Source organism: Parasphingopyxis algicola (assembly GCF_013378075.1).
GTDB classification, from domain to species: Bacteria; Pseudomonadota; Alphaproteobacteria; order Sphingomonadales; family Sphingomonadaceae; genus Parasphingopyxis; species Parasphingopyxis algicola.
Map to the genome: position 1 here is coordinate 1456126 of NZ_CP051131.1, position 18463 is coordinate 1474588.

Sequence of the window (18463 nt, forward strand, 5' to 3'; positions counted from 1 at the left end):
CGAACTTCCGCCAGGAAGTTTCTGAAAAATAACCAGCATTTCAGGGCAACCATATGACCGACGAACCCAACCAGCGCTGCGGTTTCGTGGCCGTCGTCGGCGCGCCCAATGCGGGCAAGTCGACGCTCGTCAACGCGCTGGTCGGCCAGAAGGTCGCGATCACCAGCCCCAAGGCGCAGACCACCCGCACCCGGCTGATGGGAATCGCGATCGAGGGCGATACGCAGATCGTGCTGATCGACACGCCGGGCATCTTCGCGCCGAAGCGCCGGCTCGACCGGGCGATGGTCGCCGCGGCCTGGGGCGGCGCGGAAGGCGCCGACCTGATCGCGCTGATCGTCGACGCGCATGCAGGCCTCAAGGGCGGGATCGAGCAGATGGTGGAGACGCTGCGCAAACGGCCCGAGCCCAAGCTGCTGATCCTCAACAAGGTCGATATTGCCAAAAAGGACGAGCTGCTCCGCATCGCCGCGGCGCTCAACGCATTACTCGAACCGGTCGACACCTTCATGATCGCGGCGACCACCGGCGACGGAGTTGCCGACCTCAAGGCCGCGCTCGCCGAGGCGATGCCCGAAGGCCCCTGGCATTTCCCCGAGGACCAGGTCTCGGATGCCAGCCAGCGCCTGCTCGCCGCCGAGGTAACGCGCGAACAGCTCTACCACCAGCTGCGCAACGAACTCCCCTATGCGAGCGCGGTCGACACCGAGAGCTATACCGAACGCAAGGACGGCTCGGTCGAAATCCGCCAGCAGATCCTTGTCGCGCGGCCGACGCAGAAGGCCATCGTCCTCGGCAAGGGCGGCAGCCGGATCAAGCAGATCGGCCAGGCCGCACGCGAAGAGCTATCCGGCCTGCTCGGCCGCACGGTCCATCTGTTCCTGCACGTGAAGGTGAAACCCGACTGGGAAGAGGATCAGACCCTCTATCGCGATATCGGGCTCGACTGGGTGGAATAGATCACCCGCCCAAAACCGCATCCACCCATTCCGGCACCAGGTCGCCCGCCCTCCCCATCCGGCTTTCGTTGAAAAAGATGCTGCCCTCGCTCGGATCGAGGTTGAGCTCCAGCGTCTCGGCCCCCGCATAGCGCGCGCTCTGGACGAAGCCGGCGGCCGGATAGACAGCGCCCGACGTGCCGACCGAGACGAACAGGTCGCAGGTCGCGATCGCCACGTCGATTTCCTCCATCCGATAGGGCATCTCGCCGAACCAGACGATATCGGGGCGGACATGGCCGCTGACCCCACAAACCGCGCAGGCCGGATAGCCGGCCATCTTCCCATCGAACGGGTGACGCTCGCCGCAGGACAGGCACCATGCCGATTTGAGTTCGCCATGCATATGAAGCAGCCGCTCCGCCCCGCCCCGCTCATGCAGGTCGTCGACATTTTGCGTGACGATCAGCAGCTTTCCCTTCCATTCGGCATCGAGGCGGCCGAGCGCGACATGGGCGGGGTTGGGCTCGACGCTGGCAAGCTTGGCCCGCCGCTGATCGTAGAAATCGAGGACGAGGTCGGGGTCGCGCCGATAGGCTTCGGGCGTCGCCACGTCTTCCACGCGATGCCCTTCCCACAGGCCGTCCGGCCCGCGAAAGGTCGGCACGCCGCTTTCGGCCGAAATGCCGGCCCCGGTGAGGACGACGATATTGCGGATATCCCCCATATCTCCATCATAACCGTCCATTATGGACCGGCAAGTCAAGCCGCCGGTTCCCTTTCCCGGACGGTCCGGCGCTTTGCCGCGGCAATCCGATCTTAAGCAATTTCGCTTAGAAATCGGCAATATGCCGACCCAACTTGTCAGCCAGTCGACGCCGAGAAGCGTCCAGACGGTCTTCGGACTGTGCGCCCGCCTCGCGCTGCCGGGCACGGTGCTCGTCGCGCTGCTGGCCGAGCTGGCGCTCGCCGAACGCAAATTCGCGATCTTCGGCGGCGGGTTCGGCCAGTCGCAGACGCTCGACACAGCCGGCGAGATCGCCGCCTTCCTCATCGTCCTGCTCGTCTGTCAGGCCGCGATATTCTACGGCGCGTTCCGCCTCGTCCGCCGTCTCCATGGCGCGAGGGCCGATACGCCGCTCTTCTACTTCAACTTCGTCTTTCTCGGTCTGTTGGTCTGGGTCGGAGCTCTCGTCGCGAAATATCAGGCGCTCGCCTATTTCAGCGACGCGATGAGCTTCCAGATCGTCCGCAATCTCGGCGGCGGCAGCCTGCTCGATGCGCTGCTCTTTTCGATGAGCGAAGCCGGCCTCATCTTCCTGTCGGCGGGCGGCGCGCTGCTCGTCTATGTCCTCGCCTGCCGCCTGCTGGTGCGGCGCTGGAGCAGCCTGCCGCCCGCTCCGGACCGCACCCGGCGCACCGCCCGCCAGCTCGGTCTGCTGATCCTGATCGCACCCCTGCTCCTCTTTTCCGCCAATCGCATCGACGATACCCGTAGCGCGCTCGCGCGGTTCAACGCGATCTTCCTCTGGTCGGCCCCGCTCCAGCAGATCACCGATTTCGATCGCGACGGCTGGAGCCTGTTCTCGCACCCGATCGACCTCCAGCCGTTCGATCCCGCCCGTCACCCCTATGCGCTCGACATTCCGGGCAACGGGATCGACGAAGACGGTTTCGGCGGCGATCTGGTCTTCCAGGAGCCTCCGGAAATCGCGACGCCGGCGATCGGCGGCGCGCGGCCGCATGTGATCCTGATCGTGCTCGAGAGCGCGCGCGCCGACGCCATCGGCCATCGCATCGACGGCCGCTCGATCACGCCGGTCATCGACGGGCTGGTCGCCCGCGGCAGCAGCGCGCCGGCCGCCTACAGCCATGTCGGCTTCACCACCTTCTCGCTCAAGAGCCTGTTCTCGGGGCGGCTCGACCCCGCCCCCGGCGCGCCCTCGCTGGTCGACGATTTTCTCGCCAATAGATATGAAGTCGGAGTCTTCTCGGCCCAAGCGGAAGATTTCGGCGATATCGCCGCGGTGACGGGGATGCGGCGCGGCCGCTATTTCGTCGACGCCAACACGCAGCGCGAGGAACGCGCTTTCAGCTTCGCCGCCGAAGGCTCGCTCTACATCGACGGCCGGATCGTGCTGCGCGAGTTCCGCGAACAGCTCGGCGATCCGGCGCAATGGGACACACCCCATTTCCTCTATTTCAATTTCCAGTCCGCCCATTTCCCCTATTTTGCGCCGGGCACCGACCGGATCGTCGAGGACGATCCGATCCCGCGCGGCGAGATCAGCGCCGCCAATCGCGCATGGCTGCAACGCACCTATTGGAACGCGATCGCCTATAACGACCGGCTGGTCGGCGAACTCATCGCCGAACTCGAAAGGCTCGGCGTGTACGAGAACAGCCTGATCGTGATTACGGCCGATCACGGCGAATCCCTGTTCGACGACGGCTTTCTCGGCCATGGCCATATGCTGAGCGCCGAACAGACGCAGATACCCTTCATACTCAGCGCGCCCGATATCCCGCTCGGCAATCCGATCGGACTGGCCGATATGCGGCCGATCGTCCTCCGGGCCGCCGGCGCCGATATCGTTCCGCCGACGCCGCAGCGTGTGTTCCAGTATCTCGGGACGCTCGACCGGCCGGGCAAGATCGGCTCGGTCGATGCCGAGGGGCGCTGGACCGTTTTCGATCTCAACCGCGAGGCCGTGCGCACCGGCGACGGCCCGTGGCGGCGCTATGCCGAACTGGCTAACGGCTCGGCCGAACGGCGCTCCGCCGACCGGCTGATCGACCGCTGGGCGAGCGAGCGGTGGCTAGGCGCCATCCAGCGCCGCGAGCGCCGCGCCGAGCGCTAACGACACCGGGTCTGTAGACGCCGCCGGTCAGGCCGCGCGTTCTGCCTCCTCCGCGAGCGCCGCCAGTTTCTTCGACCAGTCGGCCAGCATGGCATCGAATCCCAGGTCGAAAGCGGCCAGCCGCTCATTCGCCTCGGGTACGAGCGCGGTGAGATCGTAGCCGATCCGGACGCGCGTCCCCGCCCCGTCCGCCGTCAAAGCCACCTCTGCGAAGCCGGCCCGGGATCCCGGCGTAACCCGCGAATAGAGAGCCCGCCCAGCGCGGGCATCGCTTTCCAGCACCGTCCAGATGGTCAATTCGCCATCGGCGTCGGTGGTGAACACGCTGCCGCGTTCCTGCTCGGCGCCGCCATCCGCCATGCGCGGATCCCAGCTGTCGATATAGGCCCGTTCGCCTTCCGCCGTGAAATAGAAGAACGCCTGTTCGGGCGGCAGGTCGATATGCAGCGTTCCGGCGCGCCGCACGCGCAAATTCGATGCCATCTTTCACTCCTCCTCATTCTCTTCGACGAGCCGGTGACTGTCGGCCGCCGAGAGCGTGAACCCGTAGACCGACCGGAGCTGCTCGATCTTCGCCGCGGTCGTTTCGGAAAAGGGCGGCTTGCCCTCGAAGGCATGGAGCACGATCCCCTCGAGCAGGTCGCCGAGCGACAGGTCGAGATATTCGGCCAGGCCCTTCAGCACCTTGAGCATATCGGCCTCCATGCGGACGCCGGTCTGCACGCGCTTCACAACGGATTTCTTCGCCATTCCGATCTCCTTGTTATCTGTTATTTATGTACCATGGTACATAACGTCAAGGCGATATGCGCGGATGGCTGTTTTTGTGCGGGCGCATCTGTCATGGTCGGACGGCGGACGGACCGGAATCGGGTTTTTGTGGAACCGGCGATCCGCTCTATTAGGGTACGACTTCTGGTGACTTCCGAGACGGGTGCGATGAAGAATATCGGCATAATCGGCAGCGAAGGACGGATGGGCCGGACGATCGCCGCCCTGCTGGACGGCAGCGCGGGCCATGCGGGCGGCGTCGATGCGGGCGAGGATGTGGCCGCGCTGGCCGGGGCCAGCGACGTGCTGGTCGATTTTTCGGCCCCCGGCGCGCTCGAAGCCAATCTTTTGGCCGCGCGCGAGACGGCGACCCCGATCATGATCGGCACGACCGGGCTCGGCGAACGGCATCACGCGCTGATCGACGAGGCGGCGCAGGATATCGCGATCCTCCAGGCCGCGAACACCTCGCTCGGCGTCAACCTGCTCGCCCATCTCGTCCGCGATGCCGCGGCGCGGCTCGGCACGGAATGGGATATCGAGATCGTCGAGATGCACCATCGCCACAAGGTCGATGCGCCGTCGGGTACGGCGCTGCTGTTCGGCGAGGCGGCGGCGGCGGGACGCGAAACGACACTTGGCGAGGTCGCCGAAGAAGGCCGGGCCGGGCTCGATTGCACGCGGACGGAAGGCGCGATCGGCTTCGCCTCGCTGCGCGGCGGATCGGTCGCCGGCGACCATCAGGTGGTGTTCGCGGCCGAGGGCGAGCGGATCGAACTCGGCCATCGCGCGGAGAGCCGCGAGATCTTCGCCCGCGGCGCGATCCGGGCCGCGCTCTGGCTCGCCGGCAAGCCGGCCGGGCGCTACGCGATGGCCGATGTGCTGGGCCTGTAGGGATCGGGTGGACACCGGATGAACCCGTTTTCCCCGCGCCAGAGCGTCATCACCTATCTCATGTGGGGCCTGCTGATCTGGGCCGGCGGGTTCGCGATAGTGACGGGCAACTGGACGACGCTCTTCATCGCCTCCGTCACGCTGGCCCTCACCTTCCTGCCGATCGTTTTCCAGAGCTGGTCGGGCATCCGCATCCCCAACGCCTTTACCGGCGCCATCGTCTTCTTCCTCGTCGCCACGCTATTCCTCGGCGAAGTCGGCGATTTCTACGAGCGCTTCTGGTGGTGGGACGTGGTGCTGCACACCGGCTCCGCCATCGGCTTCGGCATGATCGGCACGATATTGATCCTGATGCTGCTCGGCGCGGACCGGATGACGGGCTCGCCCCGCCTGGTCGCGCTGTTCGCCTTCGTCTTCGGCATCGCGATCGGCGCGGTCTGGGAGATATTCGAGTTCGTGATGGACCAGACGTTCGGCCTCAACATGCAGAAATCCGGGCTGGTCGACACGATGTACGACCTCATCGTCGATTGCGTCGGTGCCGGGGTCGGCGCCTTTGCCGGATACGCCTATCTCAAGGGCAGGCAGGACGGCTGGCTTTCCGGCATGATCGGTACTTTCGTCGCTGACAATCGCCACCTGTTCGACCGGGAAGAAGAGCAGGACACCGCATGAAAAAGGCTGATATCTACGAATTCTTCCATCGCCTGTCCGAGAACAATCCCGAACCGGAGACCGAACTCAATTACACCAACCCCTATACGCTTCTCGTCGCCGTGGCGCTGTCGGCCCAAGCGACCGATGTCGGGGTGAACAAGGCGACCAAGAAGCTGTTCGGGGAGGTGGAGACGCCGGAACAGATGCTCGAACTCGGCGAAGAACGGCTGAAGGAGCACATCAAGACGGTCGGGCTGTTCAACACCAAGGCCAAGAACGTTATCAAGGCGGCGGAAATCCTGATCGCCGAACATGACGGAGAGGTACCGCAAACCCGCGAGGCGCTCGAAGCGCTGCCCGGCGTCGGCCGCAAGACTGCCAATGTCGTTCTCAACACCGCCTTCGGCCATGAGACGATCGCCGTCGATACGCATATCTTCCGGGTCTCGAACCGCACGGGCCTCGCGCCCGGCAAAACCGTACTCGCGGTCGAAAAGAAGCTCGAAAAGGTGACGCCGGCCGATTTCAAGCGCCACGCGCATCACTGGCTGATCCTGCACGGCCGCTATGTCTGCAAGGCCCGGACGCCCGAATGCTGGCGCTGCCCGGTTGTCGAATATTGTAACTTCAAGGCCAAAACGCCCGAACCGGCAAAAAAGCGGAAAAACGCTTAAACTGGCGTTCATCTCATGATCGCTATGCGGATATTACAAGGAGATAGCCATGCGTAGATCGATTCTTGCCCTTCCCGTCGCGGGCGCCGCGGCCGCGATCGCCGCTTTCGCGATCCCCTCGATGTCGGTAGCCGAAGACGAAGTGCCGCGCTGGCAACAGGCGCGGGCGGTCGGCGAGCCGGTCACCTGCGTTGCGCTGAGCCAGATCCGGAACACGCGGGTGCATGACGACCGAACGATCGATTTCCACATGACCGGCGGCCGGATCTACCGCAACACGCTGCCGCGTGAATGCAACGGTCTCGGCTTCGAAGAAGCCTTCAGCTACCAGACGTCGCTGAGCCGGCTCTGCTCGACCGACATCATCACGGTTATCCGGACGGGCGGCGGGGCGATCAGCGGGCCGAGCTGTGGCCTCGGCCAGTTCCAGCCGGTCGAATTTCCTGAAGACGAGTAACGGCTGAAGACCCGAAAAACGGGCTGGCGGGAGCGAACGCTTCCTGCTAGGCGCATTCGCCACGCACCCGTAGCTCAGCTGGATAGAGCGCTGCCCTCCGAAGGCAGAGGCCACAGGTTCGAATCCTGTCGGGTGCGCCATTTTCCTAATAAAATCAAATGCTTATCTTGCTTCCAAATGCAGCCGTTGCACTGCAAAAACGCTTGGAAGCAATTTGGAAGCAAAATAGTCAGAAATTCCGGGTTCTGTGGATAAGTTGAAAAGTCAGGCGCGATGAAAGCGAAGGGCGCCACCCGTTAGTCGATGAAGCTCTTTTCGATCTCGATCGCCGGTTCCGGTTCACCTGACCAAGTGAACCTGTAGCGCGCGCTCTTGCGGACATTGTTCATCAGCGCCGGCCGGAAACAGGCGAGGCAGGTGCCGCCGTCGCGGCGCACGCCGGGATAGACGATGCCAGCCGACCCATCGTTCAACAGCCGGTCGGCGAGATTCTGCGAGGCCTGGTAGCTTTCGGGATCGAGGCAATCCGCGAACCCCTCCGGTCCGCGAATGTCATGAAACTCGCCCCCGAAATCGGCGAGATAGCCGTCATAGGTCACGCTTTCGTCGAACCAGTCGATCTCGGCGAGCTCGACCGATTTATGAAACGCGATCTCGGCTTGCGATGTTTCGAGTTCGAAACCGGCATACCAGGCCCCGCGATCGGGGCTGTTGAACCGGCTACCCAACGGATTTGCATGCGTAAAGGCGGCATTGACGATGCGGTAATAGGAGATGCCGAAAACCAGCTCATCGACTCCTATGCCTGGCAGCAGATTATTCTCAGCCAGCAATCGATCGTTGGTCGCGTGATCGAGATCGAAGATCGCGTGAAGATGATCAGCGTCATCGGCGATGCGGGTGAGCACACTGTCGCCGCTCTTGCTATATTTGGATGGGATGAGACGGTGCGTGTCTTGCTGGCGTATCGCCGTGACGGGTGGCAGCTTCAATGCCCGCCCCGCCGCGCGTCGAGCAGCCGCCGTACCGTCTGGAAGGCTGGCAGACCACCCTTCATCATATAGGCGAGCGGTGTATCGTCACTGAAAATGCGATTCTTGTTGGAAAGCTGAATCCAACGATCAGCCAGCTTCTCGCTGTAGAGGATATTGAGTGCCTTGAAGATGCCAACGAGATAGGAAATGCGCCGCAGCCGATCCTCGCCAAGGGCGCGGTCAGGATTCTTCTTGAGAGTATAGAAAGCACCGTTCGACATGCCGCCGAGCAGCTGTCGCGCGTCGGCATCGCGGATTTCCCAGCGCTTCATGATGTTGAAAAAGGCGCGTATGGCGTCCGAGCTCAGTCGGTCGCGCTCAGCACGAACCGACAAGTTGATCGGCGGGATCAGGTCTTTGCGCGTAGCTGGATATACGAGCTGCGCAACCATCGTTTTCTCCAATATTGAAGCTTAAATGACTCCAACATTGGATATTGTCAATACTGAGCGCCGTTTTCGACCTCGCCGAATTTCTGCTTCCGACCAATCCCCGCCATCGAAAGGGTAATGGATGAAATCTCGAAAGCCGACGTTGGGCAAAGTTGTGCCGAGCCAAGTGGAGGTATCCGACTTTCATAAGATCGCCCAGGTTCTTCGCTTCCGGCGGATGCTTATGCAAGAGTTCGAAGCAGGTGCATCGACGAATTGGATTGATGCAATTTTGCTGGTTGGCAGTCTGCGCATCCGGTACGCTCTCGCTAGCCACTGAAAGGTCAAATCACAGGAGAAGATTATGGCTGTCGAAGTTAGGGCTCTGAAGAACGGCCCATATGAGGTATCGGGTGATCTCGGCGGTGTTGCGCTCAAGGATAAGGACGGCAATCCGTATGATCTTGAGGGCAAGCCCAAAATGTATCTCTGCCGATGCGGAGCTTCCACCACGAAACCATTTTGCGACGGCCAGCACAGCAAGGTTGGTTTCGAAGCTGCCGAGGCCGCCGTTAAGACCGAAGACTGATTTTCGCCCCCCATTGTAGCCAATTACTGACGGTGAACGCCATTGCCGAAAGCTGGTTTCCACTGCTTCGGTTGGGCGACGCATGGTGCCCGTAGACGCTTAGGAACCTCTCAATCGGCTGGCGGCGAAAGCCTTGGCCGGCGCGCGGCTGATCTCTAAATCTGCCATATGGCAGATTGCGGATGCGAACCGAAACCGGTTGAGACCAAGGCTCAGCAATGCACGCTCTAGATCGCACTGGTTTTGAACGCGGCGATGTTCGTGACGGAAGTGACGGCCGGTATCCTCATCAATTCGGCGGGCCTTATCGCCGATGGATTGGACATGCTGTCCGATGCGTCCGTTTACGCGATTGCGCTGGCTGCAATCGGGCGCAGCAGTCGGTTCAAGGCCAACGCAGCCACATGGAGCGGAGTGATGCTTCTCTTCCTCGGCATCGGGCTGATCGCCGAAGTGATAAGAAGGCTTTTCGATGGCAGCCCACCTGACGGCGCCTGGATGATTGCCATTTCGCTTGTAGCACTCGCCATAAACATCATTGTGCTGCGGCTGCTCTCCCGGCAACGCAGCGCCGAGGTTCATCTGCGGGCGGCATGGATCTTCACAAGAGCCGACGTGGTTGCCAATGCCGCCGTGATCCTATCCGGATTGGCCGTGTTCCTGACCAGTAACCGGTATTTCGACCTCGTCGTCGGTGCCGGGATCGGCGTTTACGTCGTTAAGGAAGCCTTCGAAATATTGCGGGAGGCACGGGAAGCAAAGGGACCAACGACCTAGCTGATGACACAAGTCTTGGATTGCGCAAACCTGAGCAGATACCGGATCTCTTGCGCGTTTCGGCCCATGCGAGGCTCATCGCCTGCGGCAAATTTTCGATGCATGATGCCCCCCTTCATGGCTTATGACTTGAAACCGGCTCAGGCCTTGACGCTCCTTATGACGCCACCGATAGACTTTGGGCGAGCAACCGGTTGGCGAGAAAGAGACGATGGAGCTTCTGGGCGATTTTCTGACGCGTCTCGTCACGCAATTCCAGTCGCCAGCGCTCGCCTTCCTGATCGGCGGAATGTTGCTCGCGGCGTTCCAGAGCAAGCTCGAAATTCCCGATGCGATCTACAAATTCGCCGTGTTCATGCTGCTGATGCGGATCGGCATCGAGGGAGGGTTGGATATCCGCGAGGCCAATCTTGCACAGATGCTGCTTCCTGCCTTGGCCTCCGTCATTCTGGGTTGCGCCATCGTGCTGATCGGCCGGTTTACTCTGGCCCTTTTGCCAGGCGTAAAAACCGAAGACGCGATCGCAACGGCCGGCCTGTTCGGCGCAGTCAGCGCCTCAACGCTCGCCGCGGCGATGGTCCTGCTAGAGGAGGAGGATATCTTTTACGAAGCTTGGGTACCGGCGCTCTATCCGTTCATGGATATCCCGGCGCTGGTGCTCGCCATCGTGCTCGCCAATCTCTATTTCGCCAAACGCGACGGTGACAAGGAAGACAGGCCGGGCATATGGTCGATTGTCACTGACAGCCTACGCGGCTCCGCGCTGTCGGCCTTGTTGCTGGGTCTTGCGCTCGGCTTGCTGACCCGTCTCGAACAGGTGTTCGAAGGGTTTTACGATCCGCTGTTCCGTGGGCTACTGTCAATCCTGATGCTGATCATGGGGATCGAGGCGTATCAGCGGCTCAATGAGATCCGCAAGGTGGCGCATTGGTATGCGGTCTATGCGGTCGTCGCGCCCCTGGCTCATGGCCTGATTGCCTTCGGCCTTGGCTATCTGCTGCATCTCGCCATCGGTTTCAGCCCGGGTGGTGTCGTTCTGCTGGCGGTGATCGCCGGATCGAGTTCGGATATTTCCGGGCCGCCGACGCTGCGCGCCGCGATCCCCTCGGCCAATCCTTCCGCCTATATCGGTTCATCGACCAGTATCGGGACGCCCGTGGCTATCGCGATCGGTATCCCGCTCTATCTGGCGCTCGCGCAAATCGTGTTCGGAATTTAAGCTGAATAAGCGCTGCGGCTAATACTGCAGGAATTTGTCCGGGCGCAGGATTTCGACCTCTTCGAGATAGGTTATGCCTGAATAATCGCCGAAATAGCGCGCGGCGACCGTGTCCGTGATCCGCTCGGCAATGTCATGGTCGGAGACGATCACCTCGATCTTCACATTGGTGAAGGCATCCACCACCGAGGCTCGGCTTGTGGAACGCACACCGCGGCTGCCCTTGCCGCCCGCGGCAACGACCGTGTAGCCAGTGCCGCCCGCCTCCTCGATGATTTCGGCCACGCCGTCGAAGATCAGCTTTTCGGTGATGATCACGACCTTGATCGCTTTATAGGTCACGGCTTTCGCCCTCTCGACAGGTTGCCGCTTTGCTATGTCCCAGTCTGCCTGGGGTCAAGCCGACATGTCGCGGACATAATGTGCGCTTCGCCGAAGCTGTGCTAGGATAACATCCGGCCTTTTTTGGTGGAGCTATCGACCATAGCCCTTACTCGTCTTGTCTATGCTTCGCGCCTGTTCGGTTTCGATGAGGCGACGCTCAACGGTATCTTGGTCGAGGCCCGGGCCCACAATGCGCGCAATGATATCTCCGGCGCGCTGATTTGCCGCGCGGATCTCTATCTCCAATTGCTTGAAGGCCCCGACAACGCGGTCGATGGCCTCTACGCCCGCATCGTGCATGACGACCGGCATGTTGAACCGAAATTGCTGATCCGCGAATCCGCTGAGGGCCGTCTGTTCGGCGTTTGGGCGATGCGAGACGATCCGGTGCAATCCTGGATGTGGACACAGGAGGAAGTCGCGAATGGCGCTGTCGAAAGCGCGAACAAGGAAGAGATATTGGCCGTTTTCGGGCGGCTTTCAAAAGAGGTCGGGAGTTGAAGGGCGAAGCAGGCGATTGAAGACGTCTTCGCTTCCTGTCCGAAGTCGGTTTTCTCGGTCTCGAGCATTTCCGCCTGCCGGAATTCTGGCCTGATAGCCTGTTTGGCATTGCGGTGCGGCTGGTCTCAGTATCCTGGATTTAGGACTGGTCGCGCTAGGGCGATCTTGCTGACAGCTAGTGTCCAATCTTCGTATCCTCCGCTTCGAAAACCGACGGGCTGCAATCGACCAATTTACGACGTCCATCGTGCGACACCGAATGCCCAAAAATGGCCGTTCGTTCGACTTCGACATGTGGCGAGAAATGAGCCGACAGCGGACGGTCCACAAAAACACGACGAATAGCGGAAACGGGTATTCCGTCATGCGGTAGCGCTACGGTCGCTTCCGACCCAATGTTGGACATACCAAACGCAATTGCGGTCGCGTGAAAGCGGACATTCGTAAACGCTAAGATCTCTCGATTTTGCGCGCCGTCAAAACGTTACAATGGGGTTTAGATCCTCGCCTTCGAGCGTTGCAAATTGCCAAAACGACCCTGCTGCAATACTCAAACCGGCGCGCACTGACGTTGCGTTTGAGATCTGAGAAGCACGCATCCCTGCGTCCTGTCCGCCTTAAGTTGACAGTCCTGCCGACTCTATGCGTCGAAGAAGTTCAGCTCGAGCAGGACGTTGTTCGGATCTGCAGTGAAGATCTGCCTCAAGCCGACCGAGGGGATATCTCTTATCTCATATTCCGCGCCGCGCTGGTCGAGCCGCGATTTGACCTCGTCGAACTCGCCGCACAGGAAGGCAACGTGGTGGATCGCTCCGGTCTCGCTGCCAGGCTTCACTTCGCGGTTGTACGCGCGTTCGTATCCGGGCGGCTCGTCGAGTGAGTTGAGATGCAGAATTGCCTGATCGGAATGGTCATACATCCACAGGACGTTATCAGGCGTCGATGGTGGCGGGCCATTACGCTGTTCCAGATCGAGCAACTCGGCGTAAAACTGGGCTGTTGCAGCCAGGCGGTCGGTGAAGATATTTACATGATCGAGACGTTTGATAATCATATCCTGTCCTTATCTTGTCGTGAAACCACCGTGACAGCACTTTCGTTCGAGTGTCGCCAAACGAGGAGGTATGCCTCACGGGTGCTGTTGGAATCTTAGCTATTATCCGCGACCTCCGCGTTAGCTCCATAAAGCTGATCAATCAGATCCTCGACCGTAAGACCGCTCTCTATGTCGTTCTCAAGTTTGGTTTCATATTCGGAAATCTGCTCGCACCGCTCGACGACTTCAGCGACCCTTTCCGCCGGGACGAAGCACACTCCGGTCTCGTCGGCGATCACCAAGTCGCCTGCCGAGACGGTGACGCCGACCAACGTCACCGGACCATTGATCTCGCGTGTTATGCATCGCCATTTGCCGGTTATGGGACTGACATGGCTCGACCAAATTGGAAACTCGATGCCACGTGAGTGCGCCACGTCGCGAACCGCACCATCAACTACCGCCCCCGCCAGGCCTTGACGCTTTGCAATAGTCGCTATGAGCCCGCCCATATTGGAGACATGGGCGACACCTCCAATGAGCAGGACGTCACCACGTTCGGCCTCCGCAATGGCCACAATTTCGGCCATCTTCCAGTCGCACCCGGTTGCATTCGCGAGCGGCGAGACACGCTGTTCCTGATTTCGAACGGTAATCGCCCTTCCGATTACCCGACCGCCAGGCAACGTAGGACGGAGTGCCGAGGCGCCGACCGCCCCCACCAATCCGAGTTCGTCGAGCACATCGGAAACCGTGCTCGACAGATCGCCGATGGCCTCGAGACGTTTGATCAGAGAGCGTGGTATAGGCGCCGGAACGTCGCCGCGCACCATCCATCCGAGCGGGCCTTCATTATCTCTGCGACTATCTGGCAACTTAAATACCCTTCGAAAACTCCGGCCGCAGCGTTATAACTTCGGGCGGCGCGGCCAGCAGGCCACCGAGATCCGCGGCGATACCATCGAACGAAGGCGACTGTTGATGTCGCTTATGCGCATCGGCGTCCTCATACGCTTCGATGAGCCAGACTTCGTCGGAATTGTGAGGCGAGCGAAGCACCGAGTAGATCGGTGCGCCGATGTCATTCACTGCCGCCTCGACATAGGGTCGCAGCTTGTCGACTAAAGCATCGCTCTTGCCGCTTTGCGCCTTGAGCTTTGCCATAACAACCTTTTCGGCAATCGCCCTGTCATTGCCGTAGGGCCATACCCAGTCGCCGGGAGAGCGCGCTCGACCGGTCAGCAATTCCGGCGCAGGTGTCGGACCCTTGGCCACAGGAATCTCGGGTTCCTCGTCAAACAGATTATGCAGGCGATCGGCCCATTCGTCCATGCGAGCATCGAGCGCCTCTTGTCCGACCCAAGGAACGCCCCAGGCGATAAAAGGTGTCAGAACGTCAAAACCAGCATAGTTCAACGAGCCGTTTTGCATCGCCTCGATTCGCTCGTGATGGCGGCTCACGGTCAAACCCTCTTCGGGGGCCGGTGCCCCCGAAGTCATGCCGATCAGAGCCCGTTTTCCGCTTAATCCAGCCTGGGCGTAAGCGCCGATCGTGGGGTGATCGAACGCATAATATTTCCAGTATACGATCACGCGTTCGCACCACCCCTTGAGGATCGCTGGCATGTTGAAAAAGTAATACGGGAATATGAACAGAACAGCATCCGCCCAATCGAGCTTGTCTTGTTCGTCGAGAATATCCTGCGTGAACGTCCCAAGTTCGACCGCGTCCTTCTGGCGAGCCTGATAGCTCGTAACGGAACTAGGGCCGTCCGGTCTGGGTGTTGTAAAATCATCGTCATCGGCGACGGCCTTGAAATTCATCGCATGCAAGTCCGAAACGCGAACCTCATGCCCCTCTTCGGCGAGGACTTCCAACGCTCGATCAAGCATCCCACGCGCGAACGAGTTGCGGTCGTGATGGGCATAAACGACGAAGACTTTCATCTTGCTTCCTGAATCGACTGAACAATTAGTTGCAGATACCCCCTCGGTTAGCCGTGGGCGAGAATGCCGCAGGGAATGGCAGTCCTTCCTGAAAGTCATCAATTAGCCGCTCACTCGGAGTTGCGCGAATTCACTTCACTAGTGCCATGACTTTGACCGCGCTTGCGCCGTAGGTGAGTTGCCTGCGATCCTACTTCAACGAGATGTGGTGTAGTGCGTCTTTAAAGTGCCTTGGTACCACTTTCAGATGGAGGACCTATGAATCTCGGACTTCGGGGCAAAGTTGCAGTGGTTACCGGCGCTGGCTCCGGAATCGGACTTGCTGTCTGTCGCATGTTAGTAGAGGAGGGCGCTCGGGTCGTCGCAGGCGACATTGCGATCGATGATCTTAAGTCTCTTGCCGACGCCGGCACCCTTGTAGGCGTAGAAGTCGATCTCGGGACATCGAAGGGTCCAGGATCGTTGATCTTGCGCGCGAAGAACGAGTTTGACGGCATAGACATTTTGATCAATTGCGTCGGCGTCGGGCCAGTGAGAGGCGGCTTCAACGATATCACTGACGACGATCTTCAAAAGACTATGGACATCAACTTTATGAGCATGCTGCGCGCATGTCGCGCAGTGCTTCCCGAGATGGTGGCCAAAGGGGGAGGCGTTATCGTCAGCGTCGCGTCGGATGCAGGCCGAATGCCTGATCCATTCTTTGTCGATTACTCGCTGTCCAAGGCGGCGATGCTAATGTTCTCGAAGACAATCTCTATCGAGTTCGGTCCCAAGGGCGTTCGCTCGAACATTGTGAGCCCCGGTCCGATCCGGACACCCATGTGGGATCGCCCTGGCGGTTTTGCCGACATTCTTGCGGACCAGTACGGCGTTGACCGCGAAACCGCCGTGCATCTTTTCGCCACCGAACAACGCCGTCTTCCGCTGGGACGATTGGGCACCCCAGAGGAAGTTGCGGCGCTGTGCGTATTCTTAGCGTCAGAACGCCCCGGTTTCGCCACCGGATCGGACTTCGCGATCAACGGCGGCTCGATTCCCGTCGTTTAACGAGTTTTTTACCGCGAAGCGACGAGACGTGGGCGGTGGTGAGCGGCCACATTCGCTGACGTGTCCGCGCCCTGGTCGGACTGGGCTTCTAACAAGTGCTGGCGATCGGACGAACGATCTGGCCGATTTCTGAAGTTATCGGTAACGATGTCGATGAAGGCCCTGACTTTCGGCGTAAGGTGACGAGGGGATGGATAAAGGATACAGATCGGCGGTCCCTCGACGGCGTAGGTTCCCAACACCTGTACGAGCTCGCCGGAGACTAGATACGGCTCGGCCATGTAATCGTGGAGCTGGGCCAGGCCGGAACCAGCCAAAGTTGCTTCGATCACCGCATCCGCAGAATCCAAGCTCAACGATCCCGAAACGGAGCGGTCAAAAGAAGCACCGGTCTCTAGGTCGGTAAACTTCCATGCCCCATCTGGGGAGCAAGCGTGCGGAAGGCGCTGAATACAATCGTATTGCGAAAGTTCGTCCGGCGTACTCGGTGGGCTGCTCCGTGCGAGGTACGAAGGCGCGGCGCAAACGATGTAACGTACTGAACCGACGCGCTTCATCATAAGCCCGGAGTCGCGCGGCTCGCCGATTCGAACGGTCACGTCGAGGCCAGCATCAACCATGTCGATTACGTCGTCGCTCAACAAGGCGTCGATACGCAGATCAGGAAACTTACTTGTCAGTAATCCGAGGATGGGCAGGATCTTGATCCGCCCGAGTGCGGTCGGAAGGCCAACACGCAACGCGCCGCTCGGCGCAGCGGCGCGCTCGACCATCACATTTTCAGCATCGTCAAGATCGGCGAGGATAGGCGCACACCGATCACGAAACTCGCGCCCTTCATCAGTAAGGCTCAAAGCGCGGGTCGTGCGATTAAACAATCTGACGCGGAGCCGGTCTTCCAAACGCGAGACGCTCTTGCTGACCGCGGAACCCGAAACGCCCATTACTTTACCTGCGCTGGCAAAGCTGCCGAGCTCCGCAACCTGCAGAAAGGCCGATATGCTGCCCAGTCTGTCCATACTCTCGCCCCTCCTAAAGGCGGGCGATCAGCGCTATAGCCAGACTCAGCGGTGAGAAAAGCGTCGCGACGCCTACACCGTCAATCCCGCGACATGGCCTGTCGCCTTACAGAAGGTAGTTTCCCAGATCGACATTGGCCAGTCAAGTGTATAATACACATAATGGCGTTGCGCTTGGTGAGAGCATCTTGGCATGCCGGTGGCATCCCATAATTTCCTCCGGCTATTGAACTGTTGTCTGCGCTGTCTGCGGCATCGCTTAAAGGTCGATTAGCAATTGCCGCACTGCCACTGCGGCGTCATAGGCGAACCGCTTCGAAACGGATGCTTGCGGTATGGCGTTGAAGCCATGGACAGCCCCCTCGTAGACGTGCATCTCGGTTGGCACACCGCGCCTGCGAAGGCGGCGGGCGTAATCCAGATTCTCGTCCAAAAAGAGATCAAGAGCCCCTGTGCCGATCCATGTCGGGGGTAGACGGGTCAAGTCATCCGCAAGTGCAGGCGAAAACCAACCTTTGCGTGCATCATCGGCGCGATAATCACCTCGCAAAGCTTCCCAGCCGAACTGAGTTCGTTCGCGTGTGCACACAAATTCTCCGGTAATCGGATTGCAATAGGGGTCATCTGGCCCACCGGTGCGATGATCGAGCATGGGAAAGACGAGCAGCTGTGCTGCTGGAGAAAAGTCGTCCCGGTCCCGGATCATGAACGCGAGGGCGGCTGCTAAGCCCCCGCCAGCGCTATCACCTGAAATCGCAATTTTTGACGGTGAGACGCCTAGCTCCGCCGCATGAGCTAGAAGCCAGTGTAGTGCCACGTAGCAATCCTCTTGCGGCCCAGGAAAGGGGGTCTCTGGAGCTAGGCGATAGTCTACCGAAACAACAACCACGCCGAGCTCCAACGCAATCGGCGCGATACCGAGGATGCTCAGTTCCGCGCTCCCCGAAATCATGCCCCCGCCGTGGATGTGTAGCATCACCGGACGCTCTTTGTCCGTCCCGCCTGGGTCATAAACAAGGAGTCTAACGTCAGGCGCTCCGTTCTGTCCAGACGCTAGGCGTCCCATAGGTGTAATGCCTGGACATGGCAGTGCCATTAAGCGCTTGGCCAACGATTGGCGAAAATCGATCAGATTATCGCGATTGAGGGGCTCGCTTGGCGACGCTTCGATGAGCGGGATTAGTTCTGGATCGACGAGGTGCCGGGTTGACGACGTGCGCATATTAGATCCTGACGGCTTGATGCCGGTGGCCTCGCAGCCTTATAGATGGCGTAGCATGCGGA

Annotated in this window: 22 protein-coding genes and 1 tRNA gene; 12 read left to right on the top strand and 11 right to left on the bottom strand. The window is 60.3% G+C overall.

Annotated features, from left to right (window positions below; translation table 11 throughout):
• Window positions 1-53 precede the first annotated feature (53 nt).
• A complete protein-coding gene (era, locus tag HFP57_RS07220) occupies window positions 54-959 on the top strand; it encodes a GTPase Era (protein ID WP_176869154.1) in 906 nt (301 codons plus the stop codon).
• A gap of 1 nt (window position 960) precedes the next feature.
• Here era and HFP57_RS07225 read toward each other — a convergent pair whose 3' ends face one another.
• Window positions 961-1665 (bottom strand): NAD-dependent deacylase, encoded by a 705-nt coding sequence (locus HFP57_RS07225; protein ID WP_176871192.1) that lies wholly within the window; start codon window positions 1663-1665, stop codon window positions 961-963.
• A 121-nt stretch (window positions 1666-1786) separates the two neighbouring features.
• On the opposite strand from HFP57_RS07225, the gene HFP57_RS07230 reads away from it, so the two are divergent.
• Window positions 1787-3799, top strand: a complete 2013-nt coding sequence (locus HFP57_RS07230) for a sulfatase-like hydrolase/transferase (RefSeq protein ID WP_176869155.1) — start codon at window positions 1787-1789, stop codon at window positions 3797-3799.
• A gap of 27 nt (window positions 3800-3826) precedes the next feature.
• Here HFP57_RS07230 and HFP57_RS07235 read toward each other — a convergent pair whose 3' ends face one another.
• A complete protein-coding gene (locus HFP57_RS07235) occupies window positions 3827-4282 on the bottom strand; it encodes an SRPBCC family protein (RefSeq protein ID WP_176869156.1) in 456 nt (151 codons plus the stop codon).
• A gap of 3 nt (window positions 4283-4285) precedes the next feature.
• Complete coding sequence (locus HFP57_RS07240; RefSeq protein ID WP_176869157.1) at window positions 4286-4549, bottom strand: hypothetical protein; 264 nt, start codon at window positions 4547-4549, stop codon at window positions 4286-4288.
• A gap of 189 nt (window positions 4550-4738) precedes the next feature.
• Between HFP57_RS07240 and dapB the strand changes: the two genes are divergently transcribed.
• The 5 genes from dapB to HFP57_RS07265 all read left to right on the top strand — a co-directional run bounded on the left by dapB (window position 4739) and on the right by HFP57_RS07265 (window position 7392).
• Entirely contained in the window at window positions 4739-5464 is a 726-nt protein-coding gene (gene dapB, locus HFP57_RS07245) for a 4-hydroxy-tetrahydrodipicolinate reductase (RefSeq protein ID WP_176871193.1), read from the top strand.
• 18 nt (window positions 5465-5482) lie between these two features.
• Window positions 5483-6139 carry a DUF2238 domain-containing protein gene (locus HFP57_RS07250; protein WP_218135081.1) on the top strand — a complete coding sequence of 219 codons (657 nt, stop codon included), beginning with the start codon at window positions 5483-5485 and terminating at the stop codon, window positions 6137-6139.
• Entirely contained in the window at window positions 6136-6795 is a 660-nt protein-coding gene (gene nth / locus HFP57_RS07255; RefSeq protein ID WP_176869158.1) for an endonuclease III, read from the top strand. The genes HFP57_RS07250 and nth overlap by 4 nt, the downstream gene beginning before the upstream one ends.
• A gap of 49 nt (window positions 6796-6844) precedes the next feature.
• Window positions 6845-7252: a hypothetical protein gene (locus tag HFP57_RS07260; RefSeq protein WP_176869159.1), complete on the top strand. Its 408-nt coding sequence runs from the start codon at window positions 6845-6847 to the stop codon at window positions 7250-7252.
• A gap of 63 nt (window positions 7253-7315) precedes the next feature.
• Window positions 7316-7392: transfer RNA gene (locus tag HFP57_RS07265), tRNA-Arg, on the top strand.
• A gap of 156 nt (window positions 7393-7548) precedes the next feature.
• Here the strand turns inward: HFP57_RS07265 and HFP57_RS07270 are convergent.
• Together HFP57_RS07270 and HFP57_RS18000 are read right to left on the bottom strand one after the other, a co-directional pair.
• Entirely contained in the window at window positions 7549-8244 is a 696-nt protein-coding gene (locus tag HFP57_RS07270) for an RES family NAD+ phosphorylase (protein WP_176869160.1), read from the bottom strand.
• Window positions 8241-8678: a DUF2384 domain-containing protein gene (locus tag HFP57_RS18000; protein ID WP_176869161.1), complete on the bottom strand. Its 438-nt coding sequence runs from the start codon at window positions 8676-8678 to the stop codon at window positions 8241-8243. The genes HFP57_RS07270 and HFP57_RS18000 overlap by 4 nt, the downstream gene beginning before the upstream one ends.
• Window positions 8679-9021: 343 nt before the next feature.
• On the opposite strand from HFP57_RS18000, the gene HFP57_RS07280 reads away from it, so the two are divergent.
• From HFP57_RS07280 to HFP57_RS07290, 3 genes are all read left to right on the top strand, one after another.
• On the top strand, window positions 9022-9246 hold the full coding sequence (locus HFP57_RS07280; protein ID WP_218135082.1) for a CDGSH iron-sulfur domain-containing protein: 225 nt from the start codon (window positions 9022-9024) through the stop codon (window positions 9244-9246).
• A 243-nt stretch (window positions 9247-9489) separates the two neighbouring features.
• The gene (locus HFP57_RS07285; RefSeq protein ID WP_281363129.1) at window positions 9490-10023 is read left to right on the top strand and encodes a cation diffusion facilitator family transporter; all 534 of its coding nucleotides are present in this window, start codon (window positions 9490-9492) and stop codon (window positions 10021-10023) included.
• 211 nt (window positions 10024-10234) lie between these two features.
• On the top strand, window positions 10235-11242 hold the full coding sequence (locus tag HFP57_RS07290; RefSeq protein WP_176869162.1) for a sodium-dependent bicarbonate transport family permease: 1008 nt from the start codon (window positions 10235-10237) through the stop codon (window positions 11240-11242).
• Between the two features lie 18 nt (window positions 11243-11260).
• On the opposite strand, the gene HFP57_RS07295 is transcribed toward HFP57_RS07290, so the two are convergent.
• Window positions 11261-11584: a P-II family nitrogen regulator gene (locus tag HFP57_RS07295; RefSeq protein WP_176869163.1), complete on the bottom strand. Its 324-nt coding sequence runs from the start codon at window positions 11582-11584 to the stop codon at window positions 11261-11263.
• A gap of 126 nt (window positions 11585-11710) precedes the next feature.
• Here HFP57_RS07295 and HFP57_RS07300 point away from each other — a divergent pair, with 126 nt between their 5' ends.
• A complete protein-coding gene (locus HFP57_RS07300) occupies window positions 11711-12127 on the top strand; it encodes a BLUF domain-containing protein (protein WP_246263660.1) in 417 nt (138 codons plus the stop codon).
• A 640-nt stretch (window positions 12128-12767) separates the two neighbouring features.
• Here the strand turns inward: HFP57_RS07300 and HFP57_RS07305 are convergent.
• From HFP57_RS07305 to HFP57_RS07315, 3 genes are all read right to left on the bottom strand, one after another.
• Entirely contained in the window at window positions 12768-13181 is a 414-nt protein-coding gene (locus HFP57_RS07305) for a VOC family protein (RefSeq protein ID WP_176869164.1), read from the bottom strand.
• A gap of 95 nt (window positions 13182-13276) precedes the next feature.
• Entirely contained in the window at window positions 13277-13996 is a 720-nt protein-coding gene (locus HFP57_RS07310) for an RraA family protein (protein WP_176869165.1), read from the bottom strand.
• A gap of 43 nt (window positions 13997-14039) precedes the next feature.
• Entirely contained in the window at window positions 14040-15110 is a 1071-nt protein-coding gene (locus tag HFP57_RS07315; RefSeq protein ID WP_176869166.1) for an NAD(P)H-dependent oxidoreductase, read from the bottom strand.
• Window positions 15111-15368: 258 nt separating this feature from the next.
• Here HFP57_RS07315 and HFP57_RS07320 point away from each other — a divergent pair, with 258 nt between their 5' ends.
• A complete protein-coding gene (locus HFP57_RS07320) occupies window positions 15369-16160 on the top strand; it encodes an SDR family NAD(P)-dependent oxidoreductase (RefSeq protein WP_176869167.1) in 792 nt (263 codons plus the stop codon).
• 8 nt (window positions 16161-16168) lie between these two features.
• Here the strand turns inward: HFP57_RS07320 and HFP57_RS07325 are convergent, their stop codons facing one another.
• Together HFP57_RS07325 and HFP57_RS07330 are read right to left on the bottom strand one after the other, a co-directional pair.
• Window positions 16169-17179 carry a LysR family transcriptional regulator gene (locus HFP57_RS07325; protein WP_176869168.1) on the bottom strand — a complete coding sequence of 337 codons (1011 nt, stop codon included), beginning with the start codon at window positions 17177-17179 and terminating at the stop codon, window positions 16169-16171.
• A 259-nt stretch (window positions 17180-17438) separates the two neighbouring features.
• On the bottom strand, window positions 17439-18401 hold the full coding sequence (locus tag HFP57_RS07330) for an alpha/beta hydrolase (RefSeq protein WP_176869169.1): 963 nt from the start codon (window positions 18399-18401) through the stop codon (window positions 17439-17441).
• Window positions 18402-18463: the final 62 nt, after the last annotated feature.

Bases quoted from the DNA above. Each gene is read 5' to 3' on its own strand.
- HFP57_RS07325 (WP_176869168.1), bottom strand. From the start codon at position 17,179: ATGGACAGACTGGGCAGCATATCGGCCTTTCTGCAGGTTGCGGAGCTC.
- HFP57_RS07260 (WP_176869159.1), top strand. From the start codon at position 6,845: ATGCGTAGATCGATTCTTGCCCTTCCCGTCGCGGGCGCCGCGGCCGCG.
- HFP57_RS07280 (WP_218135082.1), top strand. From the start codon at position 9,022: ATGGCTGTCGAAGTTAGGGCTCTGAAGAACGGCCCATATGAGGTATCG.
- HFP57_RS07310 (WP_176869165.1), bottom strand. From the start codon at position 13,996: ATGGTGCGCGGCGACGTTCCGGCGCCTATACCACGCTCTCTGATCAAA.
- dapB (WP_176871193.1), top strand. From the start codon at position 4,739: ATGAAGAATATCGGCATAATCGGCAGCGAAGGACGGATGGGCCGGACG.
- HFP57_RS07230 (WP_176869155.1), top strand. From the start codon at position 1,787: ATGCCGACCCAACTTGTCAGCCAGTCGACGCCGAGAAGCGTCCAGACG.
- HFP57_RS07250 (WP_218135081.1), top strand. From the start codon at position 5,483: ATGAACCCGTTTTCCCCGCGCCAGAGCGTCATCACCTATCTCATGTGG.
- HFP57_RS07305 (WP_176869164.1), bottom strand. From the start codon at position 13,181: ATGATTATCAAACGTCTCGATCATGTAAATATCTTCACCGACCGCCTG.
- HFP57_RS07225 (WP_176871192.1), bottom strand. From the start codon at position 1,665: ATGGGGGATATCCGCAATATCGTCGTCCTCACCGGGGCCGGCATTTCG.
- HFP57_RS07290 (WP_176869162.1), top strand. From the start codon at position 10,235: ATGGAGCTTCTGGGCGATTTTCTGACGCGTCTCGTCACGCAATTCCAG.
- HFP57_RS07320 (WP_176869167.1), top strand. From the start codon at position 15,369: ATGAATCTCGGACTTCGGGGCAAAGTTGCAGTGGTTACCGGCGCTGGC.
- era (WP_176869154.1), top strand. From the start codon at position 54: ATGACCGACGAACCCAACCAGCGCTGCGGTTTCGTGGCCGTCGTCGGC.
- HFP57_RS07330 (WP_176869169.1), bottom strand. From the start codon at position 18,401: ATGCGCACGTCGTCAACCCGGCACCTCGTCGATCCAGAACTAATCCCG.
- HFP57_RS07235 (WP_176869156.1), bottom strand. From the start codon at position 4,282: ATGGCATCGAATTTGCGCGTGCGGCGCGCCGGAACGCTGCATATCGAC.
- HFP57_RS07315 (WP_176869166.1), bottom strand. From the start codon at position 15,110: ATGAAAGTCTTCGTCGTTTATGCCCATCACGACCGCAACTCGTTCGCG.
- HFP57_RS07240 (WP_176869157.1), bottom strand. From the start codon at position 4,549: ATGGCGAAGAAATCCGTTGTGAAGCGCGTGCAGACCGGCGTCCGCATG.
- HFP57_RS18000 (WP_176869161.1), bottom strand. From the start codon at position 8,678: ATGGTTGCGCAGCTCGTATATCCAGCTACGCGCAAAGACCTGATCCCG.
- nth (WP_176869158.1), top strand. From the start codon at position 6,136: ATGAAAAAGGCTGATATCTACGAATTCTTCCATCGCCTGTCCGAGAAC.